This window comes from Rhizobium sp. M10 (genome assembly GCF_002531955.1).
GTDB classification, from domain to species: domain Bacteria; phylum Pseudomonadota; class Alphaproteobacteria; order Rhizobiales; family Rhizobiaceae; genus Rhizobium; species Rhizobium etli_C.
This window is the reverse complement of record NZ_NWTA01000003.1, coordinates 1-25,166: the sequence shown is the minus strand read 5'-3', so window position 1 is coordinate 25,166 and position 25,166 is coordinate 1. Positions and strand designations below refer to the sequence as shown.

General features: G+C 59.7%; 23 protein-coding genes. 16 read left to right on the top strand and 7 right to left on the bottom strand.

What is annotated here, in order from left to right; translation table 11 throughout:
- The first annotated feature begins 29 nt into the window (after positions 1–29).
- Entirely contained in the window at positions 30–1,442 is a 1,413-nt protein-coding gene (mgtE, locus tag CO671_RS05400; protein ID WP_097605097.1) for a magnesium transporter, read from the top strand.
- A 65-nt stretch (positions 1,443–1,507) separates the two neighbouring features.
- Positions 1,508–1,900, top strand: a complete 393-nt coding sequence (locus CO671_RS05395) for a MerR family DNA-binding transcriptional regulator (RefSeq protein ID WP_011425479.1) — start codon at positions 1,508–1,510, stop codon at positions 1,898–1,900.
- 27 nt (positions 1,901–1,927) lie between these two features.
- On the opposite strand, the gene CO671_RS05390 is transcribed toward CO671_RS05395, so the two are convergent.
- On the bottom strand, positions 1,928–2,917 hold the full coding sequence (locus CO671_RS05390; protein WP_097605096.1) for a heparan-alpha-glucosaminide N-acetyltransferase: 990 nt from the start codon (positions 2,915–2,917) through the stop codon (positions 1,928–1,930).
- Positions 2,917–3,681 (bottom strand): DUF599 domain-containing protein, encoded by a 765-nt coding sequence (locus CO671_RS05385; RefSeq protein WP_064685816.1) that lies wholly within the window; start codon positions 3,679–3,681, stop codon positions 2,917–2,919. The genes CO671_RS05390 and CO671_RS05385 overlap by 1 nt, the downstream gene beginning before the upstream one ends.
- A gap of 218 nt (positions 3,682–3,899) precedes the next feature.
- Here CO671_RS05385 and CO671_RS05380 point away from each other — a divergent pair, with 218 nt between their 5' ends.
- Positions 3,900–4,673 (top strand): fumarylacetoacetate hydrolase family protein, encoded by a 774-nt coding sequence (locus CO671_RS05380; protein WP_097605425.1) that lies wholly within the window; start codon positions 3,900–3,902, stop codon positions 4,671–4,673.
- Between the two features lie 120 nt (positions 4,674–4,793).
- Entirely contained in the window at positions 4,794–5,369 is a 576-nt protein-coding gene (locus CO671_RS05375) for a carboxymuconolactone decarboxylase family protein (RefSeq protein WP_245423959.1), read from the top strand.
- Between the two features lie 199 nt (positions 5,370–5,568).
- On the opposite strand, the gene CO671_RS05370 is transcribed toward CO671_RS05375, so the two are convergent.
- Positions 5,569–6,570 carry a LacI family DNA-binding transcriptional regulator gene (locus CO671_RS05370; protein WP_010028953.1) on the bottom strand — a complete coding sequence of 334 codons (1,002 nt, stop codon included), beginning with the start codon at positions 6,568–6,570 and terminating at the stop codon, positions 5,569–5,571.
- Between the two features lie 364 nt (positions 6,571–6,934).
- Here CO671_RS05370 and CO671_RS05365 point away from each other — a divergent pair, with 364 nt between their 5' ends.
- The 9 genes from CO671_RS05365 to CO671_RS05325 all read left to right on the top strand — a co-directional run bounded on the left by CO671_RS05365 (position 6,935) and on the right by CO671_RS05325 (position 16,391).
- Complete coding sequence (locus CO671_RS05365) at positions 6,935–7,780, top strand: branched-chain amino acid ABC transporter permease (RefSeq protein ID WP_170964930.1); 846 nt, start codon at positions 6,935–6,937, stop codon at positions 7,778–7,780.
- Between the two features lie 2 nt (positions 7,781–7,782).
- The gene (locus CO671_RS05360; RefSeq protein WP_097605093.1) at positions 7,783–9,525 is read left to right on the top strand and encodes a branched-chain amino acid ABC transporter ATP-binding protein/permease; all 1,743 of its coding nucleotides are present in this window, start codon (positions 7,783–7,785) and stop codon (positions 9,523–9,525) included.
- Complete coding sequence (locus CO671_RS05355; RefSeq protein ID WP_010031599.1) at positions 9,515–10,222, top strand: ABC transporter ATP-binding protein; 708 nt, start codon at positions 9,515–9,517, stop codon at positions 10,220–10,222. The genes CO671_RS05360 and CO671_RS05355 overlap by 11 nt, the downstream gene beginning before the upstream one ends.
- The gene (locus CO671_RS05350) at positions 10,212–10,805 is read left to right on the top strand and encodes a cupin domain-containing protein (RefSeq protein ID WP_097605092.1); all 594 of its coding nucleotides are present in this window, start codon (positions 10,212–10,214) and stop codon (positions 10,803–10,805) included. The genes CO671_RS05355 and CO671_RS05350 overlap by 11 nt, the downstream gene beginning before the upstream one ends.
- 46 nt (positions 10,806–10,851) lie before the next feature.
- Positions 10,852–12,168 carry a phosphopyruvate hydratase gene (gene eno, locus CO671_RS05345; protein WP_097605091.1) on the top strand — a complete coding sequence of 439 codons (1,317 nt, stop codon included), beginning with the start codon at positions 10,852–10,854 and terminating at the stop codon, positions 12,166–12,168.
- Between the two features lie 98 nt (positions 12,169–12,266).
- On the top strand, positions 12,267–13,268 hold the full coding sequence (locus tag CO671_RS05340; RefSeq protein WP_097605090.1) for a VOC family protein: 1,002 nt from the start codon (positions 12,267–12,269) through the stop codon (positions 13,266–13,268).
- Positions 13,269–13,406: 138 nt separating this feature from the next.
- On the top strand, positions 13,407–14,564 hold the full coding sequence (locus tag CO671_RS05335; protein ID WP_245424950.1) for an amino acid ABC transporter substrate-binding protein: 1,158 nt from the start codon (positions 13,407–13,409) through the stop codon (positions 14,562–14,564).
- A 103-nt stretch (positions 14,565–14,667) separates the two neighbouring features.
- Entirely contained in the window at positions 14,668–15,786 is a 1,119-nt protein-coding gene (locus CO671_RS05330; RefSeq protein WP_170964946.1) for an alcohol dehydrogenase catalytic domain-containing protein, read from the top strand.
- Positions 15,787–15,839: 53 nt separating this feature from the next.
- Positions 15,840–16,391, top strand: coding sequence for an NAD(P)H-dependent oxidoreductase (locus CO671_RS05325; protein ID WP_010029870.1), 552 nt, complete (start codon positions 15,840–15,842; stop codon positions 16,389–16,391).
- A 105-nt stretch (positions 16,392–16,496) separates the two neighbouring features.
- On the opposite strand, the gene CO671_RS05320 is transcribed toward CO671_RS05325, so the two are convergent.
- The 4 genes from CO671_RS05320 to CO671_RS05305 form a co-directional block, all read right to left on the bottom strand.
- Positions 16,497–17,492 carry an aminoglycoside phosphotransferase family protein gene (locus CO671_RS05320; RefSeq protein ID WP_097605088.1) on the bottom strand — a complete coding sequence of 332 codons (996 nt, stop codon included), beginning with the start codon at positions 17,490–17,492 and terminating at the stop codon, positions 16,497–16,499.
- A 21-nt stretch (positions 17,493–17,513) separates the two neighbouring features.
- Complete coding sequence (locus CO671_RS05315) at positions 17,514–18,476, bottom strand: C-terminal binding protein (protein WP_097605087.1); 963 nt, start codon at positions 18,474–18,476, stop codon at positions 17,514–17,516.
- Between the two features lie 88 nt (positions 18,477–18,564).
- Positions 18,565–21,318 carry a phosphoenolpyruvate carboxylase gene (gene ppc / locus CO671_RS05310; RefSeq protein WP_097605086.1) on the bottom strand — a complete coding sequence of 918 codons (2,754 nt, stop codon included), beginning with the start codon at positions 21,316–21,318 and terminating at the stop codon, positions 18,565–18,567.
- Positions 21,319–21,480: 162 nt separating this feature from the next.
- Positions 21,481–22,395: a LysR family transcriptional regulator gene (locus tag CO671_RS05305; protein WP_097605085.1), complete on the bottom strand. Its 915-nt coding sequence runs from the start codon at positions 22,393–22,395 to the stop codon at positions 21,481–21,483.
- A 107-nt stretch (positions 22,396–22,502) separates the two neighbouring features.
- On the opposite strand from CO671_RS05305, the gene CO671_RS05300 reads away from it, so the two are divergent.
- From CO671_RS05300 to CO671_RS05290, 3 genes are all read left to right on the top strand, one after another.
- Positions 22,503–23,687: an acyl-CoA dehydrogenase gene (locus tag CO671_RS05300; protein WP_097605084.1), complete on the top strand. Its 1,185-nt coding sequence runs from the start codon at positions 22,503–22,505 to the stop codon at positions 23,685–23,687.
- 59 nt (positions 23,688–23,746) lie between these two features.
- A complete protein-coding gene (locus CO671_RS05295) occupies positions 23,747–24,634 on the top strand; it encodes a 3-hydroxybutyryl-CoA dehydrogenase (RefSeq protein ID WP_010035299.1) in 888 nt (295 codons plus the stop codon).
- A gap of 40 nt (positions 24,635–24,674) precedes the next feature.
- On the top strand, positions 24,675–25,166 hold a 492-nt coding region (locus CO671_RS05290; protein ID WP_141514448.1), incomplete at its 3' end, for an NAD(P)/FAD-dependent oxidoreductase.

Below are 25,166 nucleotides of genomic sequence, written 5' to 3'. Positions count from 1 at the left end.
GAAATTCGAACCAGGTGCGAGGGCGGCAGATGACGACGACCGATACGGAAGACCGCACTCGCCGGCGCGATGACGAGGAAGCGGATATTTACGACGAGGACGGCAATGTCCGCGGCGATTTCCTGGCCCTCGTCGGCGCCGCGATCGCCGATCGCGATACGCTGTTCCTGCGCCAGAATGTTGCCCGCCTGCATGAATCCGAAATAGGCGACCTGCTGGAATCGATCCAGCCGGATCAGCGGCTGGCGCTGGTGCGCCTGCTCGGCGAAGATTTCGACATGACGGCGCTGACCGAGGTCGACGAGGCGATCCGCCGCGAAATCGTCGACCAGATGCCGAACGAGCAGATCGCCGCGGCGATCGGCGAGCTCGATTCGGACGATGCCGTCTACATTCTCGAAGATCTCGACAAGGAAGACCGGGAAGAGATCCTTGCGCAACTGCCGTTTACCGAGCGCGTGCGGCTGCGCCGGGCGCTCGACTATCCGGAAAGTTCGGCCGGGCGCCGCATGCAGACGGAATTCGTCGCCGTGCCGCCGTTCTGGACGGTCGGCCAGACGATCGACTACATGCGCGACGAGGAGGATCTGCCATATTCCTTTTCGCAGATCTTCGTCATCGATCCGACCTTCAAGCTGCTCGGCGCCGTCGATCTCGATCAGATCCTGCGCACCAAGCGGCAGACGAAGATCGAGCAGATCATGCGTGAAACCAACCATCCGGTTCCTGCCGAGATGGACCAGGAAGAGGCCGCCCAGCTCTTCGAACAATACGACCTTCTCTCGGCCGCCGTCGTCGACGAAAACGGCCGGCTGGTCGGCGTATTGACCATCGACGACGTCGTCGACGTCATCCATGAGGAAGCGGACGAGGACATCAAGCGCCTCGGCGGCGTCGGCGACGAAGAGCTGTCCGACAATGTGCTTTCGACGGCGCGCTCGCGTTTCCTCTGGCTATTGATCAATCTCGGCACGGCGATGCTCTCGGCCAGCGTCATCGGGCTGTTCGACGCCTCGATCGAGAAGATGATCGCGCTTGCGGTGCTGATGCCGATCGTCGCCTCGATGGGCGGCAATGCCGGCACGCAGACGATGACGGTGACGGTGCGCGCGCTCGCCACCCGCGATCTCGACATCTACAATGCCGGCCGCATTATCCGCAGAGAGGCGGGCGTCGGCATCCTCAACGGCGTCATCTTCGCGACGATCATGGGTGCGATTGCCGGCACATGGTTCCACGACTACCAGCTCGGCGGCGTGATCGCGGCGGCGATGATCATCAACCTGATGGCGGCAGCCCTTGCCGGCATCCTGTTGCCGCTGTTGCTCGACAAGATGGGGGCCGACCCGGCCATCGCCTCCTCGGTCTTCGTCACGACGGTGACCGACTGTACCGGCTTTTTCGCCTTTCTCGGTATCGCGACCTGGTGGTTCGGCATCTGAATGGTGGCTGAAATTGACTATTACGTAAAAGTCAATATTATTGCCGGTTCGACGACGGGGAACACATGCCGGTGAACAAATATTATAGCATAACGGAGCTCACGCGCGAATTCGGTGTCTCGACGCGCACGCTCCGATTCTACGAGGACGAGGGACTGATCCATCCGGAGCGGCGAGGGCGCACCCGGCTGTTCCGGCCGGCGGACCGCCGGCTGATTGGCGAAATCCTGCGCGGGCGGCGGATCGGTTTCACCATCGCGGAAATTCGCGAGATCATCCAGGTCTACAAGGAGCCGCCGGGCGAACTCGGCCAGCTGAAGCTTCTGATGAAGCGCGTCGACGAGAAGCGTGAGGACCTGCGCCAGAAGCGCAAGGATATAGACGACACGCTGACGGAACTCGACAATATCGAGGAAGCCTGCCTCGGCCGCCTCGCCGAAATCGGCGTCACCACCTGATAACGGGGGCAGAGCCTTCGTCGGTCCCTATTCCGCCTCGGCGCTGCATTCGGTGACGAGCGTCTGCACCCGTTCATCCTTCTGGACGTCGATCTCGTTTGCCTGCAGTGGGATCAACAGGTTTTGGGCCTGCAATTTTCCGAGCGTACACTGGCAGAAACTGCGGCAGAGCGCTTCACCTTGCTGCATCACGCAAGTGGAGTTGCATTGCCTTAGGTAAGTTTCCGCCGGATCCGGCGTCGGCGGCGGGACGAGAAGGGAAAGCCCGTAGGCGATGGCGATCAGCACAGGCTGGTGGATGAGATAGAAGGCAAGGCTGTGGCGGCCAAGCCGCGCCGGCCACCAGGAGCCGGTGCCAAGAGCGGCAAGCCGGTGCGGCAGACCGGTTCTGATGGCGATCGAGGCGACGCTCAGTCCGGCAAAGAACGGCGTTGCCCAGGGAAACAGCGGCACGTAGTCGTTCGATCGTTGCGGCATTTCGGCAAGGCCGATCCAGGCGAGATATCGCGGATCGAAAAAGGACGAGCGCAGCAGGCCCGGCGTGCCGAAATTGTCGATGATCCAGGCGGCCAGGAGTGCCAATGTGACGACGAGCGTGACGGCGAGCGGCAGCCGGATGAAAACGATGCCGATGAGCGTGAGCGCCGCGATGCAATGCAGAATGCCGAAATAGATCCACCCGTCCGGCATCGCGATGCGGGTGACGATCGAAATGGCCGCGGCTGCCGCGGCAATCATGCCGAAACGCTTCCAGAAGGACGGCCAGCGAATCGTCGGCGTGCTGGAAAGCACCAGACTGACGCCGACGATGAAGAGGAAGGTCGTGGCGATCGCCCGGGCATAGATCTTCAGCCAGCCGGTCTCGGCCGTGCCCGGCGCGAGATATCCCATGAACTCCATGTCCCAGGAGAAATGGTAGCTCGCCATGGCGATCAGCGCGATGCCGCGCGCCGTATCCAGTAGACCGATGCGTGGCGGTCTTGCCGCCGCATCGGCCTGCATTGCCGGCATGGTCATCAAAGTCTCCCGGTCAGATCATTTCCGTCGTTCGACGGCATGTCGCGGCGAAGAGCGGAAAGGTGAAGATTGGATGGCGGGCCGGCATCCATGATCGCCAGCCGTGCCTCCGAGAAGAACTGCCGCCGTGTCAGCACGAAGATGACGATCGCCGTCGTCAGCATGAAGACATAAGGGTTGATGAACCAGCCGAGATAGCCGATCGAGAGGAAGATCGCCCTGAGACCTTCGTTGAAATGGCTGCCCGCGATGACATTCATGCGGATGACCCGTTCGGCGGCGCGCTCGGCGGCGATGACGTCGCTCTCCGTGTCGCGCATCATCGGGATGGCACCGAAAAGGATGGTGCAATAGTTGAACAGCCGATAGGACCAGCCGAACTTGAAGAAGGCATAGCCGAAAAGCGCCGCAAGACCGCCGACCTTCATCTCGAAGGCGGCATGCCCGCTGTGGAAGACGAAGGGCAGGTCGGCAAAGACGGCGTCGACCTTCTCCGTCGCGCCGAGCAGGGCGAAGCAGCTGCCGATCGCGAAAATCGAGGTGGAGGCGAAAAAGGCCGTGCCGTTCTGCAGGCCGGCCATGATCTGCGTGTCGATCATCTTCAGGTCGCGGCGCAGCGAATTGTAGATCCAATCTCGCCGCCGTTCGGTCATCGCATGGGTCAGGCTGGTGCGGCCGAAGAAGGTGCGGCCCTTCAACAGCCAGGAATAACCCGCCCAGACACAGGCAAAGAAGGCCAGAGCGATATAGTCCGCCGTCGTCATCAACGATTCAGTCTCCGCATGAACGCGGCCACCTTACATATGCGCTGCAATGCTGCAATGCTGCAATGACCGGTGAGCCAGGCCCGCGCGGTTTATGCGCGTAACTATGACAATCGAATTCGATTTCCGAGCGGATGATGGCCAAGGCAACGGGAGGGAACAGGGCGCGTTGACGAGGTCAGCCGGTTGCGCTAACGTTAGCAAAAATGGAGATCAACATGAAGCTTGTGCGCTACCGGTCCGTCGACGGAATTTACTATGGGGTCGAAAGTGAGGGCAGGATCGATCGCTTAGCCGGCGAACCGTTCGAAGGTATCGAGCGGACGGGGAAGGAGGATCACCTTTCCGACGTCCGTCTGCTGTGCCCAGTGGAACGGCCCCGGATATTTGGGGTCGCTTACAATTACCGACAGCACACCGACGAGTCCGGAAAGGAGCAGCCGACGCTTCCGGTGTTGTTCATGAAACCCAGCACCGCGGCGAGCGGCAATGGAGATGCCATCGAATATCCGAGCGATGGCGAAATCGTCCACTACGAAGCTGAGCTGGTCGCCATCATAGGCAGAGGCGGACGCCACATCAGCAAGGAAGATGCGTTGCGGCATGTGCTTGGCTACACATGCGGAAACGATATCAGCGACCGCATCATACAGCGGCAGGAAAGCAAGTTTGGCTGCCTGCTGGCAGGCAAGGGTTACGACTCCTTTGCACCGTTGGGGCCGGCCATCGTTACCGATCTCGATCCGACCAATCTTGACGTCATCCTTCGTCAGAACGGCGCCGTCAAACAGGCGGGAAATACGCGAGACCTGGTCTATTCCGTTGCTGACATCGTTGCTTATTTGAGCCGCTTCATGACGCTGTTGCCCGGTGATGTAATCATGACCGGTACGCCTGCGGGCGTTGGGCCGATCGTTCCCGGCGACGAACTCGAGGTGGAAATTCCCGGTATCGGTGTTCTGAAAAATCCGGTGGTTGCGGCATCGCACTAGCGGAATCTCTTATAGGGGGTCCGCCGCGGCGCGAAAATTTCTGATTGACCTCAGAATTACCAATGCTATTAATGCTAACGTTAGCACCTGTTGCAAAGACTGGTTCCGCATCGGGCCACGTTGAACAGGGAGATTTGTCCAGGTGAAGTTGAGGGTGGAGAAATGGCACGAGTAAAATATGTCTCGAATACCGAGTTGGCCGAGACACAACCTGCGCTCAATGAGCGTCTGCTGAAGGAGAGGAAGGTTCCGACCGGAAACATCTTTCTGGCGCTCGCCAACGCTCCCGCGATCCTCGGCGATTTCCTCACTTATGCCAATGCGGTGCGGGCGGCTGACCTCAGCCCGAAGCTGCGGGAGATGGCCATCCTAACGGTCGGGTACTGCACAAACTCCGAGTACGAGGTGAAGCATCATCATTCTCATGGGCTCAAGGCCGGCCTGACGGAGGAGCAGTTCCATGCAATCGCGCACTTCGAGACCTCGGATCTCTTTGACGAGCAGGAAAAGGCTGTGATGGCCTTTGCCAAGGAGTCCACGCTGGACGTCGATGTTTCCGATGAAGTGTGGAACGGAGTCGCAAAGTTTCTGTCGGAAAAGCAGCTTGTCGAGCTCTCGATCAATGTCGCCTGGTACAATTCCGGTGTTCGCCTGATGGGCGCGCTGAAGATCGATCTTGAAGAGGGATATCGCTGAGCAGGCCGGCGGCGCCCAACCAGCGCCGCCTCGGCTTGCCGTATGGTCTTGGCGGCGCTCATCAAGATAATTCCAGAGCTTTCAGCGTCCGGCCCTGGATGCGGGATGAATCGCAGCCGATCGAAGAGAGGTGCGTGTCACGGGACGGGCGCCTCTCTCTGATTCCGCTTGCTGCGGGAGATCGACCGCTGCCGGCTTTTCACGGAGTGCCCGTGCTACCGCGGATGACCAGGTGGGGCGGAGAGATGAAGCTGTAGGGCTTACTGAGATCACCCTTGTTCTGAAGGTGGTGCAGGAACCAAAGCCCGCAGGCGGTTGCCAGCTCCGAAACGGGCAATTGGACCGTCGTCAGTCCCGGACCCCACCATCGATACCCAAGCTCATCACCAAATCCGACGACCGAAATATCTCGGGGAACGCTCAGGGCCTGGTCCTGGATTTCGTCGATGACGCCGGAGGTATTTTGCACCGCGCCGATCACAAGCGCCGTCGGTCGATCCTTTAGGGAAAGAAGGCGACGCACGGCTTCCCGTCCGAATTCGGGCGAGGAGGGCGCGCCAAGCTCCTCATGCACGGTGATCGCTTGGCCGGAGCTTTTCACCGCGTCCCGGAAACCCTGCACGCGAGCCGCGCCGGTGGGCAGTTCTTCCGTGCCGCCGATGTAAGCGATCCGTTTGTGACCTGCGTTGATGATGTGTTCCGTGCTCTCGTAAAGCGCCCGTCGGTCATCAATCCCAAACCATTGGTCGCCGAGCAGCGGTGCCCTTCGCAGCAATTGGATGTGAGGTGTCATCTTCAGGATTCGCGCGGAATCGGGATGAGGTTTTGCGCTCGGGACCAGAATGATCCCGGCGACGTTGGCGCTCGTTAGTTCCTTGATGTGGCGAAGCTCGTGCATTCTGTCGTCATCGGTTTCGCACAAGGTCAGCTGATAATTCGCCGAAAGAAGGCACTGCGAGAGAGCGTGGGCAATCGTCGAATAAAAGCTGTTCCGGATATCTGGAACGATCAGCCCGACGAGATTACTCTGCACCCCGCGCATCATGCGAGCAGCACGATTGGCAACGTACCCCGCTTGCGCTGCGGCTTCATTCACCTTTCGCTTCATCTCAGCGCTGATGCGGCGATCGTCGGCAAGAGCGCGGCCCACGGTCGAGGGGGAAACTTGAAGGATCGCCGCGATGTCTTTAATTGTTACCATTGTGCTTGGCTCGGAATGATTGTTTTGGCCAACGATAGCACTGACATCGCAGTTGTCAAACCTCTCATACCGTTTAAGTAGCAATCATTTAATTTTCGCCCCCGACGCCCGGGTGCGGCGACCAATCGCCATGTAAAATAAAAACCTTTCAGATGCTTAATCTTCTCGAACGGGCTTGCCGCACCGGTGGTGCTGGGCGCGCAGAGGCGCTTGACAATCAATTAACTTCTTTAAGGCCGTTGACATGAGAGCCGTGCTGTGGGACGAATGTTTGTGCAAACGTTAGCGCAAACGGGAGGAGGCATAACGTGGATATTCTGGTGTTCCCGGCGTTGATCATGTCCGCAGAGGGACGTAGATCCTCATGACCGTCGCTCTTTTCCTGCAATCCGCTGTTGGCGGTGTCTTGTTGGGCGGAATCTATGGCCTGCTGGCGATGGGTCTCAGCCTGAGCTGGGGCCTGTTGAAGCTTGTGAATCTCAGCCACTTCGCGCTGGCATTCCTCGGTGCCTACTTGACCTACCAGCTCGGTACCGTCCATGGCGTTCCGGCATATTTGAGCGCTCTTCTGATCGCTCCGCTGTTCTTCGCGCTCGGCATTGTGCTGCACAGCGTGTTCGTGCGCTTCAAGGTGAAGGAATTCGCCTCTCTACTTGTGACCTTCGGCGTCACAATCCTGATCGAGTCGTTGATCCAATGGATCTGGTCGGCCGATTTCCTTCGCTACGAAACGCCCTATGCGCAGACCACCATACGGCTCGGCCCGATCTTCGTGCCCGTATTGGAGCTTTCTGCTTTTGCCTGCGCCGGCGTGCTTGCCGGAGCGGCCTGGTACGCATTGAACAAGACAATGCTCGGCAAGGCATTGCGCGCCGCCGCCCATGACGCTCCCGTAGCGTCGGCTTTCGGAATCAATTCGACGCGCGTGTCATACATTCTGGCCGGCCTCTGCTCGGCGACAGCGGGGATCGCCGGGGTCTTTATCGCCCTGATCGGAACTCTGGCTCCATCTCAAATCGAGGCTTGGATCGGGGTCGTCTTTGCTGTCGCCATCATTGGAGGATTGGGCAGCCCTATTGGCGCGCTGGGCGCCGGAATGCTGATCGGTGTGGCCGAGAGCCTTACCATGTCCGTCGTGAACCCCGCTTGGGCGCCGCTCGTCGCATTCAGCGTGCTCATCGTCATCCTCCTGCGCAAACCGGTGATTTGACCATGAAAAAGCTCCTGATTACAGCGCCTGTCGTGGCGATCCTCGCCTCGCTGCCTTACCTGGGAATGGCGGATTACTACCTTTCCTATCTGTACATCATCTTCTTCTGGGTCGTGCTGGCAACGAGCTGGGGTATCCTCAGCGGCTACACGGGCTACTGGAGTTTTGGTCACGCTGCATTTTTCGGTATCGGGGTCTATACGACGGCCACGCTGACGACGCAGCTGTCGTGGCCCTTCGTCGCGACGATACCTGCCGCGGCCCTGCTTGCGGCCGTGGTCGCCGTTCTGATTGGACTGGTTGTCTTTCGCTCGGGTGCTCTGCGCGGCGAGTTCTTCGCGCTGTTGACGCTGTCGGTGACGTTTGTCGTCGCGGCCATTGTGTCGAACACCGCGCTCGATTCGGGCACAGGCGTGTTCCTTTCAGGGATCGAAATCCCGATGATCGGCGCAACGGCGTCCGGCTCCCTCTACATGTTCGGGTTCATTGCGGCCCTTGTTGCGCTGGCGACATCCTATTTCATCTTTCACAGCAAATTCGGTCAGGGCTTGCTGGCAATCCACGACGATGAAGACGTCGCAGAAGTGAAAGGCGTTCCGACGTTCCGCTATAAGCTGATTTCGTTTGCGGTCTCGTCGGCGCTTGCCGGTGCAATGGGGGCGATCCACGCCGTATATGTCGGCTACGTCACCGTTGGCGAAACGTTTGCGGTGACCGTTCCTCTCTATGTCGTGCTCATGAGCATTCTTGGTGGAGCCCGCCATTGGGCTGGACCTGCGATCGGTGCGGTGATCATCACCGTGATGCAAAGCGCCATCGTCAGCGGCGCTCATGCGGAATTCGGCCGTGCGGGTGTGGCTCTTGCGCTGATCGTCGTCATCCTGGTGCTGCCGTCCGGCATCGTTCCCAGTCTTGTTCGCAGGTTTGCCGACAGGCGCAGCGGAGCTGGCGCACCGATGGGGTTTGCTCAGGTCGTCACGCAGTTCGCGCCTTCAGCCCAAGCAGGTTCCGGTCCGGTGCTTCTCAAATGCGAGGATGTCACCAAATCCTTTGGCGGCATCCGTGCCTTGACCGGCGTGACTTTGGAGGTCCGACGGGGCGAAATCCTGGCTCTGGTTGGGCCAAATGGGTCCGGCAAGTCCACCCTGATCAACATGATCAGTGGTCACTACTCCATGACCTCGGGTAAAATCACACTGGAAGGCGAGGAGATTTCCGGTCGATCGCCGCATCTGATCGCGCAGCAGGGCGTGGCGCGCACCTATCAGATCCCGCGCCTGTTCGACAATCTGACGGTCCTCGAAAACGTTCGGCTCTGCGCGAAATTCGGCAGCGCCGACGGCATGGGCGCGGCTGCTGTCGATGCAGCCACCGGGGAGGCGCTCGCCTTCACCGGCCTGGCCGATAAGGCCGACGTGCTTCCGGAAGCCTTGAACCTGCATGACCGAAAATTTGTCGAATTCGCCAGGGCGCTGGCCGCAAAACCACGTCTGCTCCTGCTCGATGAGGTGCTTTGCGGCTTGAATCCGGCCGAGGTCGACCATGCGGTCGAAATGATCAAGCGGATCAAATCCGGCGGTACGACGATCATCTTCGTCGAACACCTCATGCGTGCGGTTGTCGCACTGGCGGACCGTGTCGCGGTGCTGGATCAAGGCAAGGTTCTGGCGCTTGGGCATCCAGGCGAAACGATGCGAGATCCGGCAGTGGTCAGCGTATATCTGGGAGGCAGTCATGCTGCTTGAGGTCGATAAGATCGAGGTCGGCTACGGAGACGCGATCGCTCTGTGGGACCTGTCTATCAGTGTAGGGCCGGGCGAGATCGTTTCGGTCGTCGGCCCGAACGGAGCGGGAAAGACGACGCTGGTAAATGCCATCGCCGGCATTCTTCGGCCGCACAAGGGAAGGATCGTCATCGAGGGCAACGACGTTTCCAAAGTGCCCAGCCATCGGGTCTGCGATTACGGCATAGCCGTGGTCCCGGAAGGGCGGCGCCTCTTCACGGCGATGACGGTCCTGGACAACCTGTTGCTGGGTGCATACCGCTCCCAGGCTCGTGCGGAGCGCGATGCGACGCTCGCAGAGGTGTTTCAGCTTTTCCCTGTGTTGAAAGAGCGTCAGGATTCGCTGGCCGGCTCCTTATCGGGTGGGCAGCAGCAAATGGTTGCCATCGGCCGCGGGCTGATGGCCAAGCCGCGCGTGCTGCTTATGGATGAACCGTCGCTCGGGCTGTCGCCTTTGATCGTCGGAGAAATGTTCAAAATCATCCAGATGATCAACGAGCGGGGCGTAGCCGTGCTGCTCGTCGAGCAGAATGTGAACAAGGCGCTTGAAATTGCCCATCAGGCCTACGTGATCGAGCAAGGCCGCGTGACGGCCTCCGGAGCGCCCGAGGTTCTCATCAATGATCCAAGCATCAGGGAGGCGTATCTTGGTATCTGAAAATTCGAGCGGGAGAGTTCCCGTGCATGTTCGCCGCGTCGTGACGGAACACAGCAGTCAGGGTATTGCCAGGTTTGCTGAGGACCGCGCCGTTCCGCGCACTGACATATTCAGGACCGTCCCAGGTCTGGTGTCGCGGATGGTTTGGGCGACTTCGGCTTCCACAGCCGTTCCGTTCAACGGAACTGATCCAACTCCTTTGGTGACGAGCTTCGTTCCTGAGCCGGGCGAAACGCGCTTTTTAGTGCTAACGTTCCCACCAGACTCCGTTTTTATGTCTCCGGATTTCGATGGTCCGGCGGCTATGGCGGAGAACCTTGCGGTCAGCCCCGGCTTGGCCGAACGCTTCGAGCCGGATGGCAAACATCAAACGCCTACCGTCGACTATGGAATCGTTCTCGACGGCGAGATCTGGATGGAGCTCGACAATGGTAATGAGACCCGCTTGGTCCAGTTCGACGCCTTCGTGCAGAACGGCACCCGTCACGCCTGGCGAAACAAAAGCGACAGGCCGGCAACCATCGCCGTGGTGCTGGTTGGCGCACCGACCCCCGATACGACGGATTACGATGACGGCCTGTGAGCCTCAATGATCCAAATCTCAATCTGACCTTGTGGACCAACTGAACATGAACAACACCGAAATCCGAAAAGTGCAGGGCCGTCGCGTCTGGGATTCCCGTGGCCGGCCCACTGTCGAGGTAGAGATCGAGCTGGCCTCCGGCGCGATCGGCCGGGCGATCGCGCCAGCCGGTGCATCGACCGGCACCGGCGAAGCTCTCGATCTTCGAGACGGCGGCAGCGCTCTTGCCGGCTTGGGGATCAACAAAGCCCTTGCCTCCGTCAACGGCGAAATCGCCAAGTTGCTGGTTGGCCGCGATGCCAAGGATCAAGCCGAACTGGACGGCGCCATCATCGCGCTCGATGGCACACCGAACCGGAGCAGGCTGGGTGGAAATGCGTCGGTGGCAACGTCGATGGCGCTGCTCCACGCCGCGGCGGCTGCGGCCGATCAACCGATCTGGCGGTATCTCGCGGGCTCCGGCAACGCCATAACCATGCCACTGCCGGAAATCCAGATTTTCGGTGGCGGCGCGCACGCGGCGCGCCGGGTAGACGTCCAGGATTTCATGATCATGTGCCCCGCCGCCTCGACTTTCTCGGAAGCCTTGGAATGGACTGCCGAGGTCTATCGCGCTGCGGGGGACATCATGAAGCGCGCCGGCAAACTTCAGGGCGTGGCGGACGAGGGAGGTTACTGGCCAGCCTTCACCAGCAATGAAGAAGCACTCGATGCCCTGGTGCGTTCGATTGAGGCTGCCGGTCTGAGGCCCGGCGGCGAGGTCGTGATATCGCTTGACATAGCGGCTTCCGAATTCGGCCGAGAGGGCAGATACTCGCTGGCACTGGAGGGGCGGCAGCTCGATACGGCCAAGATGATCGACATGCTCGGCGGCTGGTTGAAGGCCTACCCGATCGTCTCCATCGAGGATCCGCTCGCCGAGGACGATGCGGACGGTTTCAAGGAATTCACCGCCCGCTACGGCTCCAGATGCCAGATCATCGGCGACGACTTCTTTGTGACGAACGCGGCGCGGGTAAGCGAAGCGATCAAGGATAAAAGCGCCAACGCGGTTCTGATCAAGCCGAACCAGGCCGGCACCATCACCGAGACCTTCGAGGCGCTCTCCGTTGCCAAGAAGGCGGGCTTTCGGACGATCGTTTCGGCGCGATCCGGGGAGACGGAAGATGTGACGATCGCCCATCTGTCGGTCGGCTGGGATGCCAAGCAGCTCAAGGTCGGATCGTTCTCCCGCTCCGAGCGAATGGCCAAGTGGAACGAGGTTCTCCGGATTGAGGAGGCGCTTGGAAAAGAGGCTTCGTTCGCCGGATGGTCGGCGCTGGACCTGGCTGAAAAGCCAGCCGCTGTTGCTGCTGTAAGTTAGGATTTGGATGGGGCCGGATGCGGGTCTTGCGCAAAACAGGCATTGACAAAATACCCGGCCGTTTTATGCTAACGTTAGCAAAACCAAACGAGGATAACATGCTTCCGGCTGTTAATTTGAAGCCTCCCTTCAACATCACGCGCTTCAGTCACGTCGTGCTTGAAGTCAACGATGTGGGATGTAGCCGAGACTTCTATGTCAATGTCGGCGGCCTCGTCGAAACAGAATTCACGGATGGTGTTTCCTACCTTCGCGGGCTGTCCGAGGCCTGCCACCACAGTCTCGTCCTCGCACCCGCCGGCGACAAGCCGGCGTGCAGGCGGATAGGTTATCGGGTGTTCCTGGAGGAGGACTTGGATAAGGCCAAGGTCTTCTTCGAGGAGAAGGGCCTTCCGGCAGAATGGGTCGAGGTTCGAAACCAAGGGCGGACACTGCTTGTCAGCGATCCGTCGGGCGCTCGCATCGAGCTTTGCTCCAGCATGAGCGTCCATCCCCGCAAGTTTCTCGCAGTGCATGAACATCGTGGCGCCCGAGCCCAGGGCCTGGACCATTGCCAGATCATGGTTGCGGATCCGCTGGGTCTCAGCGCTTTCTACGGCGAACTCGGCTTCCGGACTTCGGAATATATAGCAGCGGGCGACACTCTCATTGCGAACTTCATGTATCGCAAAGGTGTCTGTCTCGACCTGGCCTTGGTGCCCGGCATCGGCCCGCAGCTGCATCATTTTGCTTATACGGTTCCCGAAAGCAGCGACATCTTCGCCGTATGCGATTTTGCCAGCCGTTACGGATATGGAGACAGCATTGAGCGCGGGCCCGGACGTCATGGTCCATCGGGAGTCCTCTTCGTCTATCTGCGCGATCCGGATGGGCACCGGGTGGAGTTCTTCAACAATCACTACACCACGATAGATGCGGAATTGGAGCCCATTCGCTGGGACGCGGCATCCCTTAGCACCAATGTCCATTGGGGAATGCCGGCCGTCTCGAAATGGTTCTTCGAGGCCAGCGAATTTGCGGGAGTACCGCTGGAGCATCCCGAGAAAATGCCGAACCCGATGACGCTCGAACGATACGCAGAAGGGCTCGCGAAGAGCTGAAAGCTGCCGCCGGCGGCAGGAGACTGACGCGCCGCGAGCCCGTGAGCGCGATGACATGCCGGAAGCACTTGGGAGGATGAGATGAGTGTGAAATCCATTAAACTGAATAGACGTGCATTTCTCGGGTCTGCGGCCGCCGTGGCAGCTTTCAGCTCGATGCCGAGGGTTTTCGCCCAGGAGGGACCGATCCGCGTCGGCGGAACGCTGCCGTTGACAGGTCCGCTTGCGGGCGTCGGCGCAATCCATAAGCTCGCGGCAGAGGTGTTCGTCGAACAGATCAACGCCAAAGGCGGTATTCTCGGACGGAAGGTGGAGTTCGTCCTTCTTGACGACCAATCGCTTCCCGCCAATGCGCGAACCCTTTACGAGCGCCTGGTGACCGCCGACAAGGTCGATCTCCTGATGGGACCTTACGGCACGTCGTCGATTATCGCAGCAATGGGTGTTGCCGCTCGGTTCAAGAAGATGCTCGTTCAGAGCAGCCTTGGCGACCCAAGCCTCGCACCCTATCCGCTGCAGTTCCCCTCGCTTCCGATCGGGGCGGAGCCGCAATTGACCGACACCGAAGTCGTTCTCGATGCCTATGCCAGCCTGCCGACCCCTCCCAAGACGATCGCCTTCGTCACCAGCAAATTCCCGTCGGCTCTGACGATCGCCAAGGGCGGTCAGCAGGTTGCCGACAAGCGTGGCATCAAAAGCGTGCTGGACCTCGAATACGAATTCGGCACGAAGGACTTCGGCGCAATCGCAAACCGCATCAAGGCGGCCGATCCGGATCTGCTGTGGTCCGGTGCGATCGGCATGGAGGCAGTGCAGCTTCTCGATGCAATGAGCCGGATCGATTACCAACCAAGGAATCAGTTCTACCTGTTCCCGGCACCCGGCCCGACCGCAGCCCACCCCAAAGCGAATGGCTTGACCTCGCTGACCTGGTTCGAGGAGCACGAACCGTTCCTCAAGTATCACGGCGCCCAGGAGTTCGTAAGCGCTTATGGCAGCAAGGCGAAGGCGGCAGGCTTCCCCTATCCGCGCACCGAGTATCAGGCCGCCGTCGAATATGCTGCGTGGCAAATCCTTGCGGCAGCAGCCGAAGGGGCAGGGAAGCTGGACGACGCCGCGATGGCTGCATGGTTGCGCTCGAATGCGGTTGAGACGGTCGTCGGGCCAAGGACTTTCGACGGCAAGTTCAATGCCGGGAAGCCATCGACAAAGCTCAAGCAGGTTCAAGGGAAGGACTGGGTGACTGTCTGGCCGGCGGACTTCCGACCGGCTGGAAAGGAGTTCCTGGTCCCCTGACGAATGCCGCTCGGCACTGCAGCGCACCTGTCTGAAACAAAAAAATGCATTCGGTCGGGCACGGTCCGACCGATGTCCCATGGAGGAGTTAATGGTTAAAACTATGATCGCTGCTCGGCTGCATGCTCTGCATCAGCCGATGTCGCTGGATGAGATTCCGGTTCCCGCGCCCCGGCCCAACGATGTCCTGGTGCAGGTCAGGGCTTGCGGCATCGTGCCCAACATGGCCAACGTCATCAATAACTGGCCAACCTGGTTTCCCCACCAGCCGCTGCCGAAGTTTCCGGCAGTGTTCGGCCTGGATCCGGCCGGGGTCGTCGCCGAAGTGGGCGAGGCGGTCACCAATGTCAAAATTGGCGATCGTGTCTATGTCAGCCCTCTCAGATCCTGTGGTTCCTGCAAGGCGTGCCGGTCAGGCAACCGCAGCCAATGCCGCTACTACACCTTGAACGGGTACTTCAGCACCAGCCGTGATGGTCAACGAATCTTCGATCTTTATCCCTACGGCGGCTTCAGCCAATACATGACCGCCCCGGAATATTCACTCGTATGCCTGCCGGACAATCTCAGCTTCGAACAGGCCGGCCGCTTCGGCTATCTCGGCACATCCTACGGCGCCCTGAAGAATGCACAGGCCGGACCCGGCCAGGTCTGCCTCATCGACGGGATTACCGGCACGCTCGGCGTCGCGGCCACCAAGCTCGCTCTTGCGATGGGCCTCTCCAAAATTCTGGGCACCGGCAGAAACAAGGAGCTGATGGACCGCATCAAGGCCATCGCTCCCGACCGCATCGACACGATCATGCTCGGCGAGGGCTCGACGGGAGAATGGGCAAAGGCCCAAACCGGTGGCGAGGGAGTGGATTTTGTTATCAGCGCGCTGGGCGCGAGAGCTCCCGCTGCGACCGTGGTCGACTCCATGCGCGGCGTTCGTCGAGGCGGCCGTGTGGTTGTCGTTGGCGGCGTGGCGGAAGATGTTCCGGTCGATGTGAAGTGGTTGATGGACGAGCAAGTTCAGCTCATCGGCTCCAACTGGTTCAGCGCTGCCCAGGGGCAAGAAATGGCCGACATGGTCCGCACCGGCGCGCTCGACCTCTCCTATCTCGAGCACAAGATCTATCCGCTCGAGCGGGTGAATGAAGCCATTTCCGGGATCGGCGAACGCGATGGCGGCTTCAGCAACTACGTGGTCATTCCTCCGGTTCCTGCCGCCTACCAATAACAATCACCGGCGCCGGCTGCGGTCGGCGCCGCCCTCACGCGAGAAGAGAGAACATGTCCAAGAAAGATATCGCGGTCCTGGTCGGAAGCCTTCGTCAGGCTTCTATCAACCTGAAGCTTGCCCGTGCAATGCAGAAAGTAGCGCCTGACGGGCTGAACCTGGAAATCGTGCCGATCGGCGATCTTCCGCTCTATAACCAGGACCTGGAAACCGAGACGCCGCCGGCGGAATGGACGTCCTTCCGCGAGCGCATCAAGGCTTGCGATGGCGCAATCTTCGTGACACCGGAATACAATAGATCCGTACCCGCGGCATTGAAGAATGCGATCGAAGTCGGCTCTCGACCGTTCGGGAAAAGCGTATGGGATCATAAGCCCGGTGCGGTGACCGGGGCTTCTCCCGGTCTGATTGGCGGCGCTGCCGCAGCACTCCAGCTCCGGGTTATCCTGACCAACATCAACGTGCCGACCATGCCCCAGCCTGAGGTTTACCTCAGCACGGCAGACAAATTGGTGGGCGACCATGGGGTATTCCTCAATGAAGGAACCCAGAAGTTCATCGAGAGCTTCCTGGTCGCGTTCGAAAGCTGGGTCGCCAGGTTCTGAGCCGCAGCAGAGCAAGACTTCATCCGCCATCGCGAACACAGCGCGGTGGCGTTTTCTTTTTCATCTGACGTGAAAAGCGTATGGCTCCGGAAAAGCCTGGGTTCCTTACGGAAACCAGGCCTGCGCCACGTCAGCGAGCTTTTGCGGAGGCGATGCGATCAGCGGGATGGCGGCTTTGCGGACCGCTTCGCGCTGATATTCGTCGGTTATGTATTCGACGGGCGATTTGCCGTCGACCCGAGCGAGGAAGAGTGCGGGCAGCAGGCTTGCGGCCCGGGCCTCGAGAGCGTCCCGATCCTCCCAGTCGACCTGATCCATGTAGGCTGCCGTCAAGGCCGCGAATGACGATGCAAGCTCGGATGCCGCCTTTCCGGCAACGATCTTCTTCAGCAACAGATGGTTCAGGCAGAAGGCCAGGTCGAAAGCCGGATCGCCGAACCAGGCGCATTCGGCATCCAGGAAGACAGGACCGTTTCTGCCCAACAGGATGTTCTTCGGGCTGACATCGCCGTGGACCAGCGCCAGCTTTGTTCCGGCAGTGCGCTCAACCAGCTCGGCGAGACGATCGCTGACGAAAGGATGTTTGGCGGCAGCGGCCACCAGGTAAGGCTCTAGCCGAAGAGCATAAAAGTTCGATCCGGAGTCAAATTTTTCCGGCAACCCCGGTGTGCGGGCACTGACGGAATGGATCTGTCCAATCCGCTGGCCAATGACCGCTGCCGCCTTTCGGTCGACGCTTCCGTGAAGCAGGTTGGTCTTCCAGAGCGGGTAGTCGTCGCTCGGAAGAAACTCCATTGCGAAAACACCAGACGGCGCGTCGTGCGCGAGAGGCTTCGGAACGGCAGAAGGGAAATGCTCCGCCACGAAGGAAATCCAGTTCCATTCGTATAGGTTTCTCGACACCGGCGCTTGCCAATCGGCAGATACTTTAAGCTTGGCAAGGGCGCGTTTCACGCAGATGAGCCGGCCGGGGAGCTCCACGCGATAGATATCTGAAGAAACACCACCCGTCAGGGGCTTGTAGATCGCTTCCTCGGAAGCGCTCTTCAGGCCGCTCTTCAGCAGGAAATCGTCGAAAATCGTCGTCTCGTCTACAGACATAAAACCAGTGTCCTTGCGGCATTAGCGGCGGGGGCTGTTGCGGGGTTGTTCGGGCATCTCTCCGGAAAGAACCCTGACGACTTCCTCCGCTGCCCGGCGACGCAGTTCGATCAGCGAAGCATCCGAGGAGAAGGCGACATGCGGCGTAATCATCGCCCCGGCATGAGCGAGCAGCTCCTGAGGTACCCGGGGTTCATCCTCAAGCACATCCAGACCGACGCCGCTCAGAATGCCGGAGGCCAAGCCCTCGATCACGGCAGCAGTATCCACGACGCCGCCTCGGCTGACGTTGATAAGCAGACTTCCGCGACGCATCTTCGAGATGGCGTCTTTGTTGATCAGATGACGCGTCGCCGGCGAAAGCGGCGCATGGACAATGACGATATCGCTCTTGGCCAGAAGCGTATCGAAGTCGGCAAGCTCCACATCGGCGGGGACATTGGAGGCATGGGGATCGTGCGCCACCACGCGGCATCCCAGCGCCTGCATCTTTGCTGCCGTCGCACGGCCGATGCGACCGAAGCCGATGATGCCGCAGGTCAGCTCCGAAAGCCTGCGGAGATTTGCCGAAGCGGGGTCCCAGCGGCCTTCGCGAACTTCGCGATCGAAGTGGATCAGGCCGCGGGCCCAGGCAATTGCAAAACCGATTGCGTGGTCGGACACTTCTGCGACGCAATAGTCGGGAACGTTCGTGACCCAAATTCCTCGCTCGGTCGCAGCATCGACTGCAATATTGTCCAGGCCTACACCGAGGCGAGCGACGATCTTGAGATTGGGAGATGCAGCGATGGCCCTCTCGCTGACCTGGGCCCAGCAGGTCAGGATCGCGTGCGGCCGATGCTCTGCAGCCAAAGCGTCGATCTCGGCAGAGGGCAACGGCTCGGCAGGGCCGCTGATGAGGACAAATCCAGCCCTCTCGATCACCTCGCGCTCGACCTTGTCATCCGGCCAGGCGTAGTCCGTCAACAGCACGGTCCGTGTCATGATTTCCTCCCAGTTTGTGCAAACGTTAGCGCAATAATTTCACCAAGGTCAAGAAAAATAAGCTTGCGCCGCCTGCTTCGGCGGCGAGCTATCCGCTGTTTCGCAGCCCGGCGGCGATTCCATTGATTGTCAGATGCAGCGCCTCTTCCGTCTCCTGATCTCGTTCTCCCGCATGATGGCGGCGAAGAAGGTCGATCTGCATGTGGTTAAGAGGATCGAGGCATGGAAAGCGATGATGGATAGACTGCTTCAGCGCCGGATTATTCTCCAGGAGCGAGGCCTGCTCCGTTATGGCGAATAATGCGGCCGTCGTCGCTTCCCACTCGTCTTTTATGCGTGCGAAGATTTTCTCGTGGGCGGATGTGTCAGGGACGAGGTCCACGTACCGCGCCGCGATCGCCATATCGGTTTTGGCCAGCACCATCTCCATGTTCGCGATCAGCGTCTGGAAGAAGGGCCAGTCCCGATGCATCCTTTGAAGGGTTCGCAACCCGTCCGGTTGTCCGGCCAGCCAGTGTCTGACGGCCGAGCCAAATCCAAACCAGCCCGGCAGCATGATACGGCTCTGCGACCAGCCGAACACCCAGGGTATCGCACGGAGATCTTCGATGCGACGAGACGAGCTGCGTGAGGCCGGGCGGCTGCCAATATTCAGTTTTGCTATTTCGCCGATGATCGTGGCTTCCCAGAAGAACTTTTCAAATCCCTCGGTTTCGTAGACCAACGAGCGATAGACACCAAAAGCCAGGTCGGACAGCTCCTCCATGGCGCCGAGATATTCGGGATCCGGCTCTTGTGCGTCGGAAGGCAGCAAAGACGCTTCCAGCGTCGCGGCGATCAGCAGTTCGAGATTTCGGCGACCGAGTGCTGGATTGGAATATTTCGCTGCAATGACTTCGCCTTGCTCGGTCAGCCGGATCGAGCCGGCAACGGCGCCGGGGGGCAGGGCGGTGATGGCCTCATAGCTTGGGCCGCCGCCGCGGCCGACGGAACCGCCGCGGCCGTGAAACAGGCTGAGGCGGATCCCTTCACGTTCGAAGAGCTGAATGAAGGCCATCTCTGCCTTATAGAGCTCCCATCCCGAAGTCAGATAACCGCCATCCTTGTTGCTGTCGGAATAGCCGAGCATGATCTCCTGTTTGCCGCCAAGTGCGCCCAGATACGCCCGATAGGCTTCGATGGCCAAAACTGTCCGCATCACCTCATGCGACCTTCGAAGGTCCGAGATCGTCTCGAAAAGCGGTATGATGTTGACGGAGGCTGCTTCGGGCTCATCGGGCCGGAACAGTCCCACCTCCCGGAACAGAACCATGACCTCCAGAAGGTCGGAAAGGCTTCCGGCCTTCGAGATGATGTAATTCGGGATGCTGGCGCGGCCATAGCGCTTATGGGCTTCGGCGGCTTCACGCAGAACGGAAAGCTCCGACATCGTCTCGGCCGAATAGGTCTTAAGCGGTGTAACCAGCAGCTGGGACGACCGAAGTTCCTCGGTGAGCAAGCGGATCTTGTCGTTCTCGGCGAGCGCCTCGTAGCCTGTGCCGGGGCGCACCTTCTCGAAAAGCTCATGAACGACCCGCTCGTGAACCTCCGAATTCTGTCTCAAATCGAGGCTGACAAGGTGAAAGCCGAAGACTTCTATGGCGCGTTGGAGGCTGCGCAGTTTTCCAGCGGCGATCTTTTCTGCGCCATTGGTTATCAGGGATTTGCTGATCGTCGCCAGGTCTTCGGCGAATTCGGCGGGGCTCCCGTAGGAGGGGGCGGCGGCTACAGGCTCACGAACCAATTCCGTGCTGCCGAATTTGCGGGCCGTGGCCGCCAGGCGAGCGTAGATGCCTGAGATCGCCAGGCGATATGGCTCCTGCCGGCGCTGCTCCGATCTATCGGGAGAGTCAGTGGCGAGGCGCTGAAGGTCCCGCGAAACCTTTACATACCGATCATCCAAGGAAAGTTCGGCGCCAAGGCTGTGCAGCTCGCCGAGATAGAAAGAAAAAACCCTCTCGCTCTGCAGCCGGAGCGCCTCCTTCAGTGTCTCGCCATTGACATAAGGGTTGCCATCCCGGTCGCCGCCGATCCAGGAACCCATGCGCAGGAATGGCGGCAGCGCGTCCTGGCCAAACCTCCAGGGTGAGCCTCGAAGTTGATTTTCGAGATCCTCATAAACTTCCGGGATAACATGGAAAATCGTGCTGTCATAGTAGGACAGGCCGTTGAGGATTTCATCCACGACCTGCAATTTCCGTCCTCGCAAGCTGTTCGTTTGCCAAAGCGTGGTCGTCGCTCTTTCCAAATCTTCCTGATATCGATCCACTTCCTGCGCAGTCAGGCCGGCCTGGTCGAGCCGGCTCAAGCATCGTGCAAGCTCCTGCTCGATGTCGATAACGCTCTTGCGCCGAACCTCGGTCGGGTGCGCTGTAAATACAGGCGAGACCACAGCTTCAGAAAGCAGGTTGCGGACATCTTTCGCCTCTATTCCGGCGGCAGCCAGAACGGAAAGCGATCTGGCAATCGTCCCCGGCATGGCAGGTTCGCCATCGACGATGCTGAGGCGCTGCGCTCTGGCGTGATGAGCGTCTTCTGCGATGTTCACGAGCTGAGAGAACTGGCTGAACGCGCGGACCACGCGCTTCAGAGTGCGCGGAGGCATGCCGGCGCAGAAGGGAGCAAGATTGTCGTTCAAACGCGGGCTGGTCTTTCTGCGGCCTGTCACCGACAGACTGCGGACCTGTTCCACAATCTCGCGGACCTCTTTGCCGTCGCTGGCCTCAATAGCCTCACACAACAGTCGGCCGAGAAGCCGAACGTCTTTGACCAAGGCTCTGGCCGTCAGGCGTCTTCCCTGCATGCCTGCTTTCCTCAATTGAAGATGCAAATGCCTATTCCTTGTGCTAACGTTAGCATAGGCTGGCAGGATTTGGCTGAAGAGTCAAGAACGCGTGCAATCGGGCATGAGTGAACGGTCGAATGGGCGCGTATTACAGGCTGCTATTGCGACCGCATGGCTGCATCAACCGGCAATGCCTTTCTGGTAATGCGCGACTTCTTCCAGAAGCCATGCGCGAAACGCCGCGACAGGACGGAAATCCTTCCTGCTGAGCGGCGCCACCGCATAGTAGGCGCTGGGGCTTTTGACCTGATGCGGAAAGGCTTGAACAAGCTGGCCATTCGCAAGCTCGGAGTCGATGAGGAAAAGCGGCATCAACGCGAGCCCCAGCCCGGCGATGCAGGCTTGGGCGACGTTGCTGAACTGTTCGAACCGCATGGCCTGCGATGGAGTGCCGTTGACTTGGAGGCTCTCGAAGAAGTGGCTCCAGGCTCCCGGACGGGATGCCATCTGCAGCAGCGGAAGGCGAAGCAGATCTTCAGCCTTCAAGATGGGATGTGAACGGAGAAAAAACGGGGACGCCACCGGTGCTACCATCTCCTCCATCAGAAATGTGCTTTCCGCACCGGGCCAATCAGGCTGGCCGATATGAATAGCCATGTCGATGTCGTCCCGGTCGAAATCGAACACCCCGATGCGCGTTGCGAAGTTCAATGTGATCTCAGGATGTCTGGCGACAAACCGCGGAATACGCGGCATCAGCCAGCGGGTGCCAAATGTTGGCAAGATGGCAAGATTGAGTTGATCGTTATGCTGTTTGGTCATGGCCTGCAGTGAGGCGGAGCGGATTTCCGCCAGAGCGCCGGCAATAGCCCGCGCATAGTCTGTACCGGCCTCCGTGAGGATGACGCCACGGCTGCTGCGTTCGAACAGCAAAACGCCCAGTTGTTCCTCTAGCGCGGCGATCTGTCGGCTGATGGCTCCTTGCGTTAGGGAAAGCTCCTCGGCCGCGGCAGAAAAAGTGCTCAGCCGCGCGACGGAATCGAAAGCCGCGAGAGCTGAAGTCGAGGGAAGGAGTCTTCGCGAGAGGTTTGCCATAAGCTATTACTATAGCTCATAGGCCGATGAGTAAACCTCGCTTTCCCAGTTGCGGAAAAGCGGTTCTAATTCCCTCAAATCGAACTGCGAGAAACCTCAACGGGAGGATGACGATCTTGGCCTTTTCTTGGAATGACCCCTTTTTGCTCGATGACCAGCTGACCGAAGATGAGCGGATGATCCGCGAATCCGCCGCGGCTTTCGCAGAATCCGAACTCCTGCCGCGCGTTGAGGCAGCCTATCTCGAAGAAGCGACCGACCCGGAGCTGTTCAAGTTGATGGGGCAGACCGGCCTTCTCGGTGTCACGCTGCCGGAGGAGTACGGGGCCGCGAACGCATCCTACGTTGCCTATGGACTGATTGCTCGCGAGGTCGAGCGTATCGACTCCGGATATCGCTCGATGATGAGCGTGCAGTCCTCGCTGGTCATTTACCCGATCTTCGCTTACGGCTCCGACGAGCAGAAGAAGAAATATCTGCCAGGCCTCGTCTCGGGTGATCTGATCGGCTGCTTCGGCCTGACAGAGCCCGACGCCGGCTCCGATCCGGGCGGCATGAAGACCCGCGCCGAGAAAATCGCCGGCGGCTACCGATTGCGCGGCTCGAAGATGTGGATCTCGAACTCGCCGATTGCCGATGTCTTCGTCGTCTGGGCAAAGTCGGAGGCCCACAATAACGAAATACGCGGCTTCGTTCTCGAAAAGGGTATGAAGGGCCTTTCGGCCCCGAAGATCGGCGGCAAGCTTTCGCTGCGTGCCTCGATCACAGGTGAAATCGTGATGGACAGTGTTGAAGTGACCGAGGATGCGCTTTTGCCCGGCGTTTCCGGTCTCAAGGGACCCTTCGGCTGTCTCAACCGTGCCCGTTACGGCATCTCCTGGGGCGTCATGGGCGCGGCCGAGGACTGCTGGTTCCGCGCTCGTCAATACGGTCTGGACCGCAAGCAGTTCGGCAAACCGCTTGCAGGGATGCAGCTTTATCAAAAGAAGCTCGCCGACATGATGACCGAGATCACGCTCGGACTGCAGGGCTCGCTTCGCGTCGGCCGCCTGATGGATGAGCACAGGATGGCTCCGGAAATGGTCTCGATCGTCAAGCGCAACAACTGCGGAAAGGCGCTCGACATAGCGCGGCAAGCCCGGGATATGCACGGCGGTAACGGCATTCAGATCGAATATCATGTCATGCGTCACGCGCAGAACTTGGAGACGGTGAACACATACGAGGGCACCCACGACGTCCATGCCCTGATCCTTGGGCGTGCGCAGACGGGCCTCCAGGCGTTCTTCTAATTTTCCATCGCCTGTTCGGCGCAGATCGTCCTTCAACCTACGCATCACCGAGAGGCCGCATGCCTAAAGCGAATAAGATTTCTACCGTCGCCGTCATTGGCGCCGGCCAGATGGGGACCGGGATCGCGGAAGTTTTAGCGAAACATGGGTATGAGGCTTTGGTCTACGATCTCGATAAAAATCGAGTCCGTGCGAGCATCGAAGCAAGTGCCGGATATTTCAGACGTCAGGGCGAAACCGGCAAAATGCCGGGCGAGGCGGCTGAGCAGGCGATCTTACGCATAAAGGGAGCTTTTTCCCTTCCGGATTTGGCGAGCGCCGACTTGGTCGTCGAGGCTGTTAGCGAGAATGAAGGCATCAAGAGGAAGGTCTTTGCCGAGGTATGCACCGTCCTCAAGCCCGACGCGATCCTGGCGACGAACACATCGTCGCTCTCCATAACGCGGCTCGCCGCGTCAACCGACAGACCCAATCGTTTTATAGGGATACACTTCATGAATCCCGTACCGGTTATGAAGCTGGTCGAGCTGGTTCGCGGCATCGGAACGGATCAAGAGACCTTCGCTACAGCTAAGGCTTTTGCCGAGTCCATCGGCAAGACCGTCACTGTCTCCGAGGATTTTCCGGCTTTCATCGTAAACCGCGTTCTCATCCCCATGATCAACGAAGCGATCTACACCCTGTATGAGGGTGTCGGAAACGTGGAAGCCATAGACACCGGCATGAAGCTTGGCGCTAATCATCCGATGGGGCCGCTCGAATTGGCCGACTTCATCGGTTTGGACACATGCCTTTCCATCATGCAGGTCCTTCATGAGGGGCTGGCTGACAGCAAGTACCGCCCGTGCCCGCTGCTGGTCAAATATGTCGAAGCCGGCTGGCTCGGCCGTAAGGCGCAACGCGGGTTCTACGACTACAGGTACGTTCCGGCCCGGCCAACGCGCTGATCCCATCCTTTCCAATATCGAGATTTATCAGGCATTCATCATGACCGAAGAACACGCAGACGATAGTCGAGAGAGCATGGAATTCGACGTTGTGATCGTCGGAGCAGGCCCTGCCGGGCTTGCGGCGGCGATCCGGCTGAAGCAGGTCAATCCGGAATTGTCGGTCGTCGTGCTGGAGAAGGGGGCCGAGGTCGGCGCTCATATCCTGTCTGGCGCCGTCGTCGATCCCGTCGGCATCGACCGGCTGCTGCCCGGCTGGCGCGATGAGGCCGATCATCCCTTCAAAACGGAAGTCACATCAGATCACTTTCTGCTGCTCGGCCCGGCCGGCTCGATCCGCCTGCCGAATTTCATGATGCCGCCCTTGATGAACAATCACGGCAACTACATCGTCTCGCTCGGCAATGTCTGTCGCTGGCTGGCGGGCAAAGCCGAAGAACTCGGCGTCGAGATCTATCCGGGTTTTGCCGCAACCGAGGTGCTCTACGACGACAAGGGCGCGGTGATCGGGGTTGCCACCGGCGACATGGGC

What these genes read in the sequence shown, in the direction of transcription:
- mgtE (WP_097605097.1), top strand. Translation starts at nt 30, where the DNA reads ATGACGACGACCGATACGGAAGACCGCACTCGCCGGCGCGATGACGAG.
- CO671_RS05395 (WP_011425479.1), top strand. Translation starts at nt 1,508, where the DNA reads ATGCCGGTGAACAAATATTATAGCATAACGGAGCTCACGCGCGAATTC.
- CO671_RS05390 (WP_097605096.1), bottom strand. Translation starts at nt 2,917, where the DNA reads ATGACCATGCCGGCAATGCAGGCCGATGCGGCGGCAAGACCGCCACGC.
- CO671_RS05385 (WP_064685816.1), bottom strand. Translation starts at nt 3,681, where the DNA reads ATGACGACGGCGGACTATATCGCTCTGGCCTTCTTTGCCTGTGTCTGG.
- CO671_RS05380 (WP_097605425.1), top strand. Translation starts at nt 3,900, where the DNA reads ATGAAGCTTGTGCGCTACCGGTCCGTCGACGGAATTTACTATGGGGTC.
- CO671_RS05370 (WP_010028953.1), bottom strand. Translation starts at nt 6,570, where the DNA reads ATGGTAACAATTAAAGACATCGCGGCGATCCTTCAAGTTTCCCCCTCG.
- CO671_RS05365 (WP_170964930.1), top strand. Translation starts at nt 6,935, where the DNA reads ATGACCGTCGCTCTTTTCCTGCAATCCGCTGTTGGCGGTGTCTTGTTG.
- CO671_RS05360 (WP_097605093.1), top strand. Translation starts at nt 7,783, where the DNA reads ATGAAAAAGCTCCTGATTACAGCGCCTGTCGTGGCGATCCTCGCCTCG.
- CO671_RS05355 (WP_010031599.1), top strand. Translation starts at nt 9,515, where the DNA reads ATGCTGCTTGAGGTCGATAAGATCGAGGTCGGCTACGGAGACGCGATC.
- eno (WP_097605091.1), top strand. Translation starts at nt 10,852, where the DNA reads ATGAACAACACCGAAATCCGAAAAGTGCAGGGCCGTCGCGTCTGGGAT.
- CO671_RS05340 (WP_097605090.1), top strand. Translation starts at nt 12,267, where the DNA reads ATGCTTCCGGCTGTTAATTTGAAGCCTCCCTTCAACATCACGCGCTTC.
- CO671_RS05330 (WP_170964946.1), top strand. Translation starts at nt 14,668, where the DNA reads ATGATCGCTGCTCGGCTGCATGCTCTGCATCAGCCGATGTCGCTGGAT.
- CO671_RS05325 (WP_010029870.1), top strand. Translation starts at nt 15,840, where the DNA reads ATGTCCAAGAAAGATATCGCGGTCCTGGTCGGAAGCCTTCGTCAGGCT.
- CO671_RS05320 (WP_097605088.1), bottom strand. Translation starts at nt 17,492, where the DNA reads ATGTCTGTAGACGAGACGACGATTTTCGACGATTTCCTGCTGAAGAGC.
- CO671_RS05315 (WP_097605087.1), bottom strand. Translation starts at nt 18,476, where the DNA reads ATGACACGGACCGTGCTGTTGACGGACTACGCCTGGCCGGATGACAAG.
- ppc (WP_097605086.1), bottom strand. Translation starts at nt 21,318, where the DNA reads ATGCAGGGAAGACGCCTGACGGCCAGAGCCTTGGTCAAAGACGTTCGG.
- CO671_RS05305 (WP_097605085.1), bottom strand. Translation starts at nt 22,395, where the DNA reads ATGGCAAACCTCTCGCGAAGACTCCTTCCCTCGACTTCAGCTCTCGCG.
- CO671_RS05300 (WP_097605084.1), top strand. Translation starts at nt 22,503, where the DNA reads ATGACGATCTTGGCCTTTTCTTGGAATGACCCCTTTTTGCTCGATGAC.
- CO671_RS05295 (WP_010035299.1), top strand. Translation starts at nt 23,747, where the DNA reads ATGCCTAAAGCGAATAAGATTTCTACCGTCGCCGTCATTGGCGCCGGC.